Below are 11,716 nucleotides of genomic sequence, written 5' to 3'. Positions count from 1 at the left end.
TGCGCGAAGAGCAGATAGGTTGAGTTAGCGTTCCTTCATGGCAATAGTCGGAGTAGGCATCGATCTGGTTTCCATCCCCGATTTTGCCGAGCAGGTGGATCGGCCGGGAACGGTTTTCGCCGAGACGTTTACGCCGGGTGAGCGCCGGGACGCCGCGGACAAGAGTTCGTCGGCGGCCCGGCACCTGGCGGCGCGGTGGGCGGCGAAGGAAGCGGTGATCAAGGCCTGGTCGGGTTCGCGGTTCTCCAAACGGCCCAAGCTGCCGGAGGGTATCCACCGTGACATCGAGGTGGTCACCGATATGTGGGGCCGTCCGAAGGTGCGACTGTCCGGCGAGATCGCCAAGCACCTGGAGAGCGTCACCATCCACGTGTCGCTGACCCATGAGGCCGATACCGCGGCCGCGGTGGCCATCATCGAGGAGCCCTAGGTCTCTCGACAGGGCCGCTACGCTCGTCAGCATGAGTGACGTGGTGGCACGGGTGCAGCAGGTATTGCCGTCGGTACGGTCCGATCTGGAGGATCTGGTCCGTATCGAATCGGTCTGGGCCGATCCGGCCCGCCGAGATCAGGTGCAACGAAGCGCCGAGGCCGTCGCAAAGCTGTTGTCCGAAACCGGGTTTCCCGAGGTCAAGATCGTCAGCGAGGGCGGCGCGCCAGCCGTCATCGCGCACTATCCGGCACCCCCTGGCGCACCGACGGTGCTGCTCTACGCCCACCACGACGTGCAGCCTGAAGGGGATCGGTCGCAATGGCTTTCCGACCCGTTCGAGCCGACCGAACGTGACGGCCGACTGTACGGTCGGGGGACAGCCGACGACAAGGCCGGTATCGCAACACATCTGGCGGCTATCCGGGCATTCGACGGTAAACCGCCGGTCGGAGTGACAGTCTTCGTCGAAGGCGAGGAGGAATCCGGCTCCCCGTCACTGGGTGCGCTGCTGGCCGCGCACAGGGACGCGCTGGCCGCCGATGTCATCGTCATCGCGGATTCGGACAACTGGAGCACCGAGCAGCCGGCACTCACGATCTCGCTGCGCGGGCTGGCCGACTGCGTGGTGGAGGTCGCCACGCTGGACCACGGTCTGCACTCAGGACTGTGGGGCGGCGTGGTGCCCGACGCGCTGAGCGTGCTGGTGCGCTTGTTGGCCAGCCTGCACGACGACGACGGCAATGTCGCAGTGGCCGGTCTGCACGAGGGCAGCGCGGCCGACGTCGACCGCGGTCCCGACTGGGTCAGGCGGGAAGCGGGCCTACTCGAGGGCGTGGCCGAGATCGGTTCAGGCTCAGTGGTGGAACGTATGTGGGCCAAGCCGGCGGTGACCGTCATCGGCATCGACACCACGCCGATCGACAGGTCGTCGAACACCCTGATCCCGCGGGCCCGCGCCAAAGTCAGCATGCGGGTGGCGCCCGGCGGCGACGCCCGTGTCCACCTCGATGCGCTGACCCGTCACCTCGAGCAGCATGTGCCGTGGGGCGCCCAGCTGACGGTCACCCCCGGCGATGTCGGTCAGCCATATGCGATCGACAGCACCGGGCCGGTGTATGACGCTGCCCGCGCGGCTTTCGCCAAAGCGTGGGGCACCGATCCGGTGGATATGGGGATGGGTGGTTCCATCCCGTTCATCGCCGAATTCGCCGCAGCCTTTCCCGCCGCGACGATCCTGGTGACGGGCGTGGAGGATCCCGGGACCCAGGCGCACAGCATCAACGAAAGCCTGCACCTGGGCGTGTTCGAGAAGGCAGCGACCTCTGAGGCGTTGTTGCTCGAGGCGCTGGCCGGTCCTGTGGCCCGTCGCTAGACAGACAGGTCGCGGCGCAGCTTTGCGACGTGGCCGGTGGCCCGCACGTTGTACTGCGCGACTGCGATCTTGCCCTTCTCGTCGACGACGAACGTCGAGCGGATCACGCCCTGAACTGTCTTGCCGTACATGGACTTCTCGCCGAACGCGCCCCAGGCGGTGAGCACCGCGCGGTCCGGGTCTGAGAGCAGGGGGAATGTCAGTCCCTGCTCGTCGCGGAATTTGGCCAGCTTCGCGGGTTTGTCCGGCGAGATCCCCACCACGTCGAGTCCGGCGCCGTTGAGTTCACCGAGACTGTCACGGAAATCACACGCCTGCTTGGTGCATCCAGGTGTGGACGCGGCGGGGTAGAAGTAGACGATCACTTTGCGGCCCCGATAGTCGCCGAGCTTGACGATGTTGCCATCAGCGTCGGGCAGGCTGAACGCGGGAGCAGTGTCTCCCACCTCGAGGCGTGGGGTTGGCGGCATGCGCGGGTGTCCCTTCTCGTCGACCGGTGCGGTCCAATAGGTGCAGGCTGATCTAGGGTAGTTCGGCAGGGCAGCACGACATGGAGCGGCTTGGAGGAGCACAGTGGTGAACCGGGATCCGGACAGCATCAAGCAGGACATCGACCAGGCGCGCGATCAGTTGGCGTTGACGGTGGACTCGCTGGCCGAACGTGCCAATCCGCGGCGGCTCGCCGATGACGCCAAGAGTGGTGTGATCGAGTTCGTCAAGAAGCCGGTCGTGACGGTGTCGCTGGTAGGTGTCGGCGCGCTGGTCGTCTTCATCGTGATCCGCCGCGTCAAGCGGCGCTGACCGCGTCAGTAGTTCGCCGCTAGGCGGCTCGGAGCAGGCCGCCGCTCAGCGGCGGCGCCCCGGAAGCAGCCAATCCGTGAGCGAGAAGCTCGGCGGGTTCGCGATCCTGCCCAACCGGCTGCAGCTGTGTATCACCAAGGGTTGTTGCGCAGCAACAAACGCGCCGGCAGGCTCGTTGGTGCCGTCCGCGCTACCAGGGGTGATCATCAGCTAAGACCTCGGTTTCTTGGCGTCATCGCCGGTGATGCTTGATCATGATGTTGCAGCTAACATCAGAGTAGCAGCCTTTTTCACCTCTGACCAGGTATCTAACGAGAGTTTTGGACTTATCAGTAACTTGCGCACGCGTCAACCGTATGAAGCGTCGCCGCTGGAGGCGCTTTGGCTGCGAATGACTGGCGCATTCCGGTCGTGCATAACGTGGTCGAATTTCGACCGGAAGTCGCGGCTTGCCGCAATCTTTCAATCGTTGCTGATGCAAGCGGGCGGGAATGCGGCTGATGTCAATGGCGCGGCTCGCCGGCGGCGACTGCGGCGCGCGTGCCGATTCACGCGCGGTAGTGGATTGTTTGCTGGCGGATCCGTGTGGCACCGGAATGAGGGCGTGGTGCCACGTTCGGGTGGCGTCCGCGCCACGCTGGCAAACGACATATTGCCTGCATTGCAAGGCATTTCCGCTGGCCGTCCGGCGAACCGCGGTGAAGTCTAAGACCTGTCGCAGAGCATAGTGTGAACGGCTCTTATTCCACGATCGGTTGCTACTGCATAGTCGTCCAGCTAAGGTCGGGGACAGGTCCCGGGCCGGGGGATACGGGCGGGGGTCTGAGCGGTATCGCAATGCACACTAACCGTGTGACTAGGGGAGATTCGCAATGCAGCAAACATCATTGAGATTTGCCGTCATCGACACTATTGCCGCCTCGGGTGCTCATAGTGCCTGGTGTTCACATAATTCCCACGGCTTGGACAACGAAGCCAGGACCCGCGCCCGCGAAGTCGTAACGAGTGCCGATCGCGGAGTCGAAGAGTCCGCTGCACCGTGCGAACACGCGCCGGTTGATCGCGGCGCGCTGGTTCCCGCAGTTCCGTGGGGCTGTGACAACGACGGCAGAGCGGGCGCCAAGGTCGAGATCCGCTGACAGTAATCCGACGACTCCCACGGCGCAGGTGGCGCCGCCGGGAGTCTTCGTCACAACCGAAGTAGGGGCATATGGCGCAGGTGAGCGACGAAACCCTCGGCGACGTACGCAGGGAGCTCGACCGATTCAAGAGTGAACAAGACCGTGACCGCGGATATGCCGCGGCTCATCTGGCAGGCGCGGTCGAAATGTTGCTGGAGGAAGCCGAGCAGAGCATCGGCGAGCGATATCAGGCCGGCTAGACGTGCCGGGGGCCAACGGGCCGGAAAAGACGAAGATCGGGCCGGCTCCGGCCCGATCTGTCTTGACAACTGGTGCGCCGTCAGGGTTTCGAACCCCGGACCCGCTGATTAAGAGTCAGCTGCTCTACCAACTGAGCTAACGGCGCGCGTGGAAGACAATAACAGGCCGCGCGACCAACGGCGAAATCCACCCCGCCCGACCGGGGGTGAAACGCGGTGGTGAGCCGCACGTCCAGATTGCCCTTAGACTATTGCCAGAATTGGTTGGCCCGACGGTCGTGGTGAAGTGGAGCAAGAAATGTGGCAGGTCCAGACGGTGGCCCGTCCGCGCCGGAGTCGACTCCGCTGGGTGGTCTTCGCCATGGTCCCCGCTGTGATGGTTGGGCTCACTGCCTGCGGTGACGACCCGACACCACCGCCGGCATCCGTGATCACCGATAAGGGCACCCCGTTCGGTGATCTGTTGGTTCCGAAGGTCAACGCGTCGGTGACCGATGGTGCGGTCGGTGTGACGGTCGACTCGCCGGTAACGGTGAGTGCCGAGAACGGCGTCCTGGGCGGCGTCAGCATGACCGACGAGGACGGCGCCGCGGTTGCGGGAGCGCTCAGCCCAGACGGGCTGACCTGGTCGAGCACTGATCCGCTCGACTACAACGAGCAGTACACGCTGAACGCCCAGTCGCTCGGACTGGGCGGCGTGACGAACCGCAGGCTGACCTTCGAGACGCATTCTCCGGAGAACCTGACCATGCCGTACGTGCTGCCCAACAACGGCGAGGCCGTCGGCGTCGGCCAGCCGGTGGCAGTCCGGTTCGACGAGAACATCACCGATCGGTTGGCAGCTCAACGGGCCATCACGATCAAGACCGATCCGCCCGTCGAGGGCGCGTTCTACTGGCTCAACAATCGCGAAGTGCGTTGGCGCCCAGCGCGGTACTGGAAGCCCGGCACGTCAGTGGATGTGACCGTGAAAACGTACGGCGTCGAGCTGGGTGACGGATTGTTCGGCCAGGGCGATGTCACCACTCACTTCACCATCGGTGACGAGGTCATCGCGCGTGCGGACGACAACACCAAGACGCTCACCGTCCGCCGCAACGGCGAGGTCGTCAAGACCATGCCGATATCGATGGGCAAGAACAGCGCCCCGACCAACAACGGCACCTACATCATCGGCGACCGCTTCGACACCCTCATCATGGATTCGTCGACCTACGGCGTTCCGGTCAACTCGGCCAACGGATATCGCACCGAGGTCGACTTCGCCACCCAGATGTCCTACAGCGGCATCTACGTGCACGGCGCACCCTGGTCGGTCGGCAGCCAGGGTTACAGCAACGTCAGTCACGGCTGTCTCAACGTCAGCACCTCCAACGCACGCTGGTTCTACGAGAACACCAAGCGCGGCGACATCGTGGAAGTCGTCAACACTGTTGGGACCGTGCTGCCCGGCACGGACGGGCTGGGCGACTGGAACATTCCGTGGGAGCAGTGGCGTGCCGGCAATGCCAGTACCTGATCGCGCTCGATTACGTCCGCGGTAATCGACACGGCTTACTTTTGCGGTGAATCTGGTGCAGTCCAGTTCATTCCGTGAGAGAGGCCATGACATGACCGACGTGATCGACGCAACCGACACCGTCACCAACTACCTGAAGACCTGGAATGCCACCGACGCCGCAGACCGGCAGGCTCTGCTCGAACGGTATTGGGCTGCGGGGGCCACCTACACCGATCCGCTGGCCGATGTGACTGGCGCCGAGGAGATTTCCGTGGCCATCGGCGCGGTGCACGACCAGTTTCCCGGATTTGTCTTCACTCTGGTCAGCGGACCCGACACCCACCACCGTCAGTCGCGCTTCCAATGGGGATTGGGCCCGCGTGACGCGGATCCGGTGGTGGTGGGGTTCGATGTGCTGACCACCGACGGGCAGGGCCGTATCCAGACCGTGCTCGGATTCCTCGACAAGGTCCCGGGCTGATCCCTTAGCGCACCGAACGATCGAGGGCGGCAAGCGATTCAGTGATGAATCCTTCGGGGAACGGGGGCATTCCACCGATCTGATCTGCGAAGCTCTGCGGGGTCTCGGTCCAGTCGTAGGTGAGGGTGACGTCGGTGGCCTCGCCGTTGGGGGCCAGGTCGTAACGCCAGAACCAACCGCCCGGAGCGTGGGCGCCCGAGTCGTCGAGCTGACCGGGCACCCACGCGATGGTGCGGTCCTGGTCGAATTCGGTGACCAGGTTGTGCATCACGTAATGCCCGCCCGCCGCCACCAGAAACATGTTGACGGCGAAGATCTGACCGGTCCCGGTGATGGGGTGTGGGTCGATGGCGTCGCGCACCCAATCGCCGGGCTCGGTGTCCTTGTGGCGCGCCGGGTCGGTCAGGACGGCGAATACCTGCTCGGGCTTCGCGGCGATGGTGCGGGTGACGACGTAGCGCTGGTCGGTCATCGATGATCCTCTCCATAGAGGTGGGCAATGTCGGGGCTGTCCAGCCAGCCTGAATAGGTGGGCCGTTTGGGCCAGCCGTCGGGTGAATCGAGCCACTCCTCCTGCCGGCCCCAGGGCAGCAGGTCGATGAGTGCGAACGTGTGACTGAGCTGCTCGGTGCCGCGGCCGTTGGTGTGCCAGGTGCGGTAAACCGTTTCGCCGTCACGCAAGAAGACGTTGACGGCGAAACCTTCATCGGGTGCGGCGTCGACGTCGGCACCGAACGGGCTGTCCGACGATGAGTACCAGTCCATCTTGTTGCCGACTTTGGCGCGGTAGGCCAGCGCCTCGTCGATAGGTCCGTTCGTGACGATCACGAACCGGGCGTCATAATTCGCGAGGAAATCCAACCTGGTGAACTGCGACGTGAATCCCGTGCAGCCGCCGCACTGCCACTCTGCGCCATCGGTCCACATGTGGTGATAGACGATCAGCTGTGACCGGCCCTCGAACACATCGGCCAGCCGAACCGGTCCGTCGGCTCCGGTGAGCGTGTAGTCCGGCAATTGCACCATGGGTAGGCGGCGCCGGGCAGCGGCGATCGCATCCAGTTCCCTCGTCGCGGCCTTCTCGCGCTGCCGAAGCTCGTCGAGTGCGGTGCGCCAGGTCCCGTGGTCGACCACGGGCGGCATTCCTGCGGTCATCCGGTCCTCCTTGTGCTGTGAGATGAACGTCGTTGTGCTGTATTGACCCACCGCGCGGACCAAACTCATCGCACGCGGTACTGTCCGACGAGGCAAGGGTGACCTAACGAAATCGCGGAAGTGGGTGAATCCGGAAATGAGCGGCCAACGCGTCGACGTAGCTGGGCTGCGTCTCCTCGTCGTCGGAGCTTCGTCGGGCATCGGACATGCTGTGGCATGCAGTGCTGCCGAGCGCGGTGCCAAGGTTGCCGTGGCGGCCCGTCGAACCGATCTGTTGCGGACCCTGGCCGACACGATCGGAGGGTCGGCGTTCGAACTCGACGTCGAGGACCCCGCGGCGATCAATCGAGTCGTGGCCGGCGCGGCGGAGGCGTTGGGCGGTTTGGACGCCGTGGTATTCACGAGCACGGTCGTGCCGTTCGCCCACATCGAGGACACCGACGTCGCCACCTGGCTACACGCATTCAGTGTCAACACCGTGGGCGCCAACAACGTGCTGCGGGCAGCGGTCGGGCACCTGTCCGAGAACGGTGTGGTGCTGATCGCCTCGAGCCACGACGTCGGTCGGCCACGTGCCGGCGTGGCGGCCTACAGCGCGAGTAAGGCCGCGCTCGACGAGATCCTGCATTCCTGGCGCAGTGAGCACCCGGAACTGTCCCTGATGCGGGTGGGCATCGGCCCGACCGACGGCACCGAGATTCTGCGCGGCGCCGACCGTGACCTGCTGGCCCAGTTGTTCGAGTCGTGGGTGGAGCACGGGCAGCTTCCCGAGCGGATGTCCGCGTTACGCGATGTCGCCAACACCGTGGTGTCCCTGGTGACTGCAGCGTACGAAAACCCCAGTGTGGTACCCGAATTCGTGCAATTGGCGCCGCGTATCAAGAAGCCTGCCGACGCGTCGTAGTCGGTGGGCGGGCGGGCGAATCGCGTCGTCCCTTTCGATGCGCGCTCGTGTGCTGGGGCGTCCAACGGCCGCGCTGCCGGTCGAACGGCGTCCACCCGCTGCAGATGGTGGACACGGCCCACTGGTCCGGTGTCAGCCAGTCTGCCTCCCACGAACGTGAAACCTCTGCGACTCCTCGGCACTTTTTTCGCTGAGGTTTCACACTCGCGGAGGTGAGGAGGCAAACGAAAACGCCGCCCGCTTGCGCAGACGGCGTTTCCCCTATCGGGGTGGCTGACGGGACTCGAACCCGCGACAGCCAGGATCACAACCTGGTGCTCTACCAACTGAACTACAGCCACCATCGCTGCCGAGCCTTTCGGCACACGCAGCGTCGTAGATACTAGCCGCTCGGATGCTGCAGTGCCGAATCGTTTGTCGATGTGTCGTCGCGAGGCGGCCCCAGCTCGCCGGCGATCGCGGCAATATCGCTGGTCGAAGGCCCGGGCGGCGCCACGAAGGCCGTCGCGCGGTAGTACTTGAGCTCCCGGATGGATTCGTGGATATCGGCCAACGCGCGATGCGCCAGACCCTTCTCGGGCTGGCCGAAATAGATGCGTGGATACCAGCGGCGGCACAGCTCTTTGATCGAGCTGACGTCGATCATGCGGTAGTGCAGATAATCGTCGAGCTTGGTCATGTCGCGGGCGATGAAGCCCCGGTCGGTGGCGATCGAGTTGCCGGCCAGGGGGGCGGTCTTCGCCTGCTTCACGTGGCCGCGGATGTAGTCGAGCACCATCTCCTCAGCTGTCGCCACGTCGACGGCGGACGATCGGACCTCTTCGGTCAGCCCCGACCGCGCGTGCATCTGCTTGACCACGTCGACCATTGACGACAGCGCTTCGTCGTCGGCGTGAATCACCACGTCGAGGCCGTCGCCGAGGATGTTCAGGTCTGCATCGGTGACCAGAACCGCGATCTCGATGAGCCGATCGGACTTGAGGTCAAGGCCGGTCATCTCGCAGTCGATCCATACCAGTTCTTCTCGCACGAAGGTCCACAGTATTCCCACGCCCGACAATCAGCCGCCCAGACCCACCTGTTGGCCAGTAGTGTCAGGTCCCGAATTGGCTTGTACGCGCAAACGGGAGGACCGTGGCATGACCACCGAATCGACAGCAACCCCTGCGCAGCAGATCGCTGCCGGATATGCAGTCGAAGGCCAGGCTCTTGAATTGGGCACCGTCGTCGTTGACGGCACCGTCGACCCGGCCGCGCAGGTGCGCATCCCGTTGTCGATGGTCAACCGGCACGGGCTGATCGCCGGCGCGACCGGCACGGGCAAGACGAAATCGCTTCAGGTGATCGCCGAGCAGCTCTCGGCGGCGGGCGTGCCCGTGCTGATGGCCGACGTGAAGGGCGATCTTTCGGGACTGTCGCGGCCCGGCGAGACCGACGAGAAGGTCGAGCAGCGCGCCAAGGACACGGGGGACAGCTGGGCGCCGACGGCGTTCCCGGTGGAGTTCCTGTCCCTGGGGACCGAGGGCGTCGGGGTGCCGGTGCGGGCCAGCATCACCAGCTTCGGGCCGATCTTGTTGTCGAAAGTGTTGGGCCTCAACGCTACTCAGGAGTCGACGCTCGGGCTTATCTTCCATTGGGCCGACCAGAAGGGTCTGCCGCTGCTGGACATCAAGGACTTGCGTTCGGTGATCCAGTTTCTCACCAGCGATGAGGGCAAGCCGGAGCTCAAGGCCCTCGGTGCGGTGTCGACGACGACCGCGGGCGTCATCCTGCGGGCCCTGGTGAACCTGGAGGCCGAGGGTGCCGACACGTTCTTCGGTGAACCTGAGCTGGAGCCCAAGGACCTGCTGCGCACCGACGAGGCGGGCCACGGCGTCATCAGCCTGCTGGAACTGGGGGCCCAGGCCGCGCGGCCGGTGATGTTCTCCACGTTCCTGATGTGGGTGCTGGCCGATCTGTTCACGACGCTGCCGGAGGTGGGTGACGTCGACAAGCCGAAGCTGGTGTTCTTCTTCGACGAGGCGCACCTGCTGTTCGCCGACGCGTCCAAGGCGTTCCTGGAGCAGGTCGAGCAGACGGTCAAACTGATCCGCTCGAAAGGCGTCGGGGTGTTCTTCTGCACCCAGTTGCCCACCGATGTGCCCAACGAGGTGCTGTCCCAGCTCGGCGCGCGGGTGCAGCACGCGTTGCGGGCGTTCACCCCTGATGACCAGAAGGCGCTGTCCAAGACGGTGCGGACCTACCCCAAGACCGAGGTCTACGACCTGGAGAAGGCGCTCACCTCGCTGGGCATCGGTGAGGCGGTCGTCACCGTGCTCTCCGAGAAGGGGGCCCCGACGCCGGTGGCGTGGACGCGCATGCGCGCACCGCGGTCGTTGATGGACACCATCGGCAGTGAGGCGATCACAGCCGCAGCCAAGGCCAGCGCACTGCAGGCCACCTACGGTCAGACCGTCGACCGGGATTCCGCCTATGAGCGGTTGGCCGCCAAGCTGGCGCCGCCATCACAGGAGGGCGGTGAGGCAGGCGGGTTCGCGGGCGCGGAGGCATCCGGTGAGGTCGCACCGATGCCCGCACCGGCTCAGCCCGAGGAGCCCGGGTTTTTCGAGAAGATGGCGTCCAGTCCGGCGTTCAAGAGTGCGATGCGCTCGGCGGGCACGGTCATCGGCCGCGAGATCACCCGCAGCATCTTCGGCACGGGCCGACGCCGACGCTGACGCTGACGCGCATCCCGATCCCGCCGAAATGGCATTCCAGCAGGAAAATGTCGAGTAGCGGCCTGCTGGAATGACGTTTCGGCGGGAAACTCAGCAGGAAACTCGGCGGAGAATGGGCAGACTAGTCGCCGCCGAGCTTCTTGTAGACGGCGCCCACGATCGGCGTGACGATCGCGCGCGGCGCATACCCACTGGCCATCGACATGGCTTTGGAGGTCACCCCGGGCACGATGCGCATCTTGTTGCGCTCCAAGCCATCCAGTGACAGCTTCGCGGTGTATTCGGTCGAGATCCACAAAAAGTCGGGGATGAGCTTCTCGACCAGTGACTGCTGGGAGGGGTCCGGTAGGTCGGTACGGACCGGGCCCGGCGCCAGCACCGTGACGTGCACACCCGCACCTTTCACCTCGCCGCGCAGCGATTCACTGAAGGTGTTGGCGAATGCCTTGGAAGCCGCGTAGGTCGCGTTGTTGGGGATGGGCGAATTGCCTGCCGCCGAACCGGAGATCAGGATGCCGCCTGCTTTGCGTTGCACCATGCCCGGCAGCACCGCGAGGACGAGGTCATGCACGCCAAGGACATTGAGCTGTACCTGGGCCTGCTCGCCGGCCGGATCGAGTGCCACGACGGGGCCGAACGTCGCGGTGCCTGCGTTGGCACACAGGATCGAGATGGTGCGGGAGCCCAGCTCCTCACACAGGGTGGCCCTGGCCGCGGGATCGGCGAGATCCACCGCACGCACCTCGACGGTCACGCCGTAGCGGTCGGTGAGTCGCTGAGCCAGTGCGCTCAGCACCTCTTCGCGTCGCGCGGTGATGATCAGGTGGTGGCCACGGGCAGCAAGCTCGGTGGCCAACGCCTCGCCGATGTTCTGCGAAGCGCCGGTCACCACGGCGCGGGCATCCGGGCTGGGAGCGGGTACTGGCATGCGGCTCATCCTAGAAGTACCCGTGAGCCCTAGAGTGACGGTC

At 65.0% G+C, this 11,716-nt stretch carries 14 protein-coding genes and 2 tRNA genes; 9 read left to right on the top strand and 7 right to left on the bottom strand.

From position 1 onward, the window contains the following. Positions 1-37: 37 nt before the first annotated feature. Positions 38-430 (top strand): holo-ACP synthase AcpS, encoded by a 393-nt coding sequence (gene acpS / locus M1247_RS22815; RefSeq protein WP_317158671.1) that lies wholly within the window; start codon positions 38-40, stop codon positions 428-430. Positions 431-461: 31 nt separating this feature from the next. Beyond that, entirely contained in the window at positions 462-1,805 is a 1,344-nt protein-coding gene (locus tag M1247_RS22810; protein ID WP_317158670.1) for a dipeptidase, read from the top strand. Here M1247_RS22810 and bcp read toward each other — a convergent pair. Continuing rightward, positions 1,802-2,275 carry a thioredoxin-dependent thiol peroxidase gene (gene bcp / locus M1247_RS22805; protein WP_317158669.1) on the bottom strand — a complete coding sequence of 158 codons (474 nt, stop codon included), beginning with the start codon at positions 2,273-2,275 and terminating at the stop codon, positions 1,802-1,804. The two genes, M1247_RS22810 and bcp, sit on opposite strands and share 4 nt — an antisense overlap. A gap of 103 nt (positions 2,276-2,378) precedes the next feature. Between bcp and M1247_RS22800 the strand changes: the two genes are divergently transcribed. From M1247_RS22800 to M1247_RS22790, 3 genes are all read left to right on the top strand, one after another. Beyond that, positions 2,379-2,606 (top strand): DUF3618 domain-containing protein, encoded by a 228-nt coding sequence (locus M1247_RS22800; protein ID WP_317158668.1) that lies wholly within the window; start codon positions 2,379-2,381, stop codon positions 2,604-2,606. A 76-nt stretch (positions 2,607-2,682) separates the two neighbouring features. Then, on the top strand, positions 2,683-2,820 hold the full coding sequence (locus tag M1247_RS22795) for a hypothetical protein (RefSeq protein WP_317158667.1): 138 nt from the start codon (positions 2,683-2,685) through the stop codon (positions 2,818-2,820). A gap of 996 nt (positions 2,821-3,816) precedes the next feature. Beyond that, the gene (locus M1247_RS22790) at positions 3,817-3,987 is read left to right on the top strand and encodes a hypothetical protein (protein WP_317158666.1); all 171 of its coding nucleotides are present in this window, start codon (positions 3,817-3,819) and stop codon (positions 3,985-3,987) included. 70 nt (positions 3,988-4,057) lie between these two features. Here M1247_RS22790 and M1247_RS22785 read toward each other — a convergent pair. Further along, positions 4,058-4,133 (bottom strand) — tRNA-Lys (locus M1247_RS22785). Positions 4,134-4,285: 152 nt separating this feature from the next. On the opposite strand from M1247_RS22785, the gene M1247_RS22780 reads away from it, so the two are divergent. Further along, positions 4,286-5,506: a L,D-transpeptidase gene (locus tag M1247_RS22780; RefSeq protein ID WP_317158665.1), complete on the top strand. Its 1,221-nt coding sequence runs from the start codon at positions 4,286-4,288 to the stop codon at positions 5,504-5,506. A gap of 91 nt (positions 5,507-5,597) precedes the next feature. Beyond that, positions 5,598-5,969 (top strand): nuclear transport factor 2 family protein, encoded by a 372-nt coding sequence (locus tag M1247_RS22775; protein WP_317158664.1) that lies wholly within the window; start codon positions 5,598-5,600, stop codon positions 5,967-5,969. A 4-nt stretch (positions 5,970-5,973) separates the two neighbouring features. Here M1247_RS22775 and M1247_RS22770 read toward each other — a convergent pair whose 3' ends face one another. Together M1247_RS22770 and M1247_RS22765 are read right to left on the bottom strand one after the other, a co-directional pair. Then, the gene (locus tag M1247_RS22770) at positions 5,974-6,441 is read right to left on the bottom strand and encodes an SRPBCC family protein (protein ID WP_317158663.1); all 468 of its coding nucleotides are present in this window, start codon (positions 6,439-6,441) and stop codon (positions 5,974-5,976) included. After that, positions 6,438-7,124: a DUF899 domain-containing protein gene (locus M1247_RS22765; protein ID WP_317158662.1), complete on the bottom strand. Its 687-nt coding sequence runs from the start codon at positions 7,122-7,124 to the stop codon at positions 6,438-6,440. The genes M1247_RS22770 and M1247_RS22765 overlap by 4 nt, the downstream gene beginning before the upstream one ends. A 136-nt stretch (positions 7,125-7,260) precedes the next feature. Here M1247_RS22765 and M1247_RS22760 point away from each other — a divergent pair, with 136 nt between their 5' ends. Beyond that, positions 7,261-8,028 (top strand): SDR family oxidoreductase, encoded by a 768-nt coding sequence (locus M1247_RS22760; protein ID WP_317158661.1) that lies wholly within the window; start codon positions 7,261-7,263, stop codon positions 8,026-8,028. Positions 8,029-8,296: 268 nt separating this feature from the next. On the opposite strand, the gene M1247_RS22755 is transcribed toward M1247_RS22760, so the two are convergent. Continuing rightward, positions 8,297-8,369 (bottom strand) — tRNA-His (locus M1247_RS22755). Positions 8,370-8,410: 41 nt separating this feature from the next. Next, a complete protein-coding gene (orn, locus tag M1247_RS22750; RefSeq protein WP_317158660.1) occupies positions 8,411-9,058 on the bottom strand; it encodes an oligoribonuclease in 648 nt (215 codons plus the stop codon). Between the two features lie 109 nt (positions 9,059-9,167). Between orn and M1247_RS22745 the strand changes: the two genes are divergently transcribed. Continuing rightward, on the top strand, positions 9,168-10,745 hold the full coding sequence (locus tag M1247_RS22745) for a helicase HerA-like domain-containing protein (RefSeq protein WP_317158659.1): 1,578 nt from the start codon (positions 9,168-9,170) through the stop codon (positions 10,743-10,745). Between the two features lie 121 nt (positions 10,746-10,866). Here M1247_RS22745 and cmrA read toward each other — a convergent pair whose 3' ends face one another. Next, positions 10,867-11,673, bottom strand: a complete 807-nt coding sequence (gene cmrA / locus M1247_RS22740; RefSeq protein WP_317158658.1) for a mycolate reductase — start codon at positions 11,671-11,673, stop codon at positions 10,867-10,869. Between the last annotated feature and the right edge of the window lie 43 nt (positions 11,674-11,716).

It is taken from the genome of Mycobacterium appelbergii (assembly GCF_032883035.1).
In the GTDB taxonomy this organism is placed as follows: Bacteria; Actinomycetota; Actinomycetes; order Mycobacteriales; family Mycobacteriaceae; genus Mycobacterium; species Mycobacterium appelbergii.
This window is presented reverse-complemented; position numbering and strand designations above follow the sequence as displayed.

Coding starts and splice junctions, on each gene's coding strand:
- acpS (WP_317158671.1), top strand. CDS start 38: ATGGCAATAGTCGGAGTAGGCATCGATCTGGTTTCCATCCCCGATTTT.
- M1247_RS22810 (WP_317158670.1), top strand. CDS start 462: ATGAGTGACGTGGTGGCACGGGTGCAGCAGGTATTGCCGTCGGTACGG.
- bcp (WP_317158669.1), bottom strand. CDS start 2,275: ATGCCGCCAACCCCACGCCTCGAGGTGGGAGACACTGCTCCCGCGTTC.
- M1247_RS22790 (WP_317158666.1), top strand. CDS start 3,817: ATGGCGCAGGTGAGCGACGAAACCCTCGGCGACGTACGCAGGGAGCTC.
- M1247_RS22780 (WP_317158665.1), top strand. CDS start 4,286: ATGTGGCAGGTCCAGACGGTGGCCCGTCCGCGCCGGAGTCGACTCCGC.
- M1247_RS22775 (WP_317158664.1), top strand. CDS start 5,598: ATGACCGACGTGATCGACGCAACCGACACCGTCACCAACTACCTGAAG.
- M1247_RS22770 (WP_317158663.1), bottom strand. CDS start 6,441: ATGACCGACCAGCGCTACGTCGTCACCCGCACCATCGCCGCGAAGCCC.
- M1247_RS22765 (WP_317158662.1), bottom strand. CDS start 7,124: ATGACCGCAGGAATGCCGCCCGTGGTCGACCACGGGACCTGGCGCACC.
- M1247_RS22760 (WP_317158661.1), top strand. CDS start 7,261: ATGAGCGGCCAACGCGTCGACGTAGCTGGGCTGCGTCTCCTCGTCGTC.
- M1247_RS22745 (WP_317158659.1), top strand. CDS start 9,168: ATGACCACCGAATCGACAGCAACCCCTGCGCAGCAGATCGCTGCCGGA.
- cmrA (WP_317158658.1), bottom strand. CDS start 11,673: ATGCCAGTACCCGCTCCCAGCCCGGATGCCCGCGCCGTGGTGACCGGC.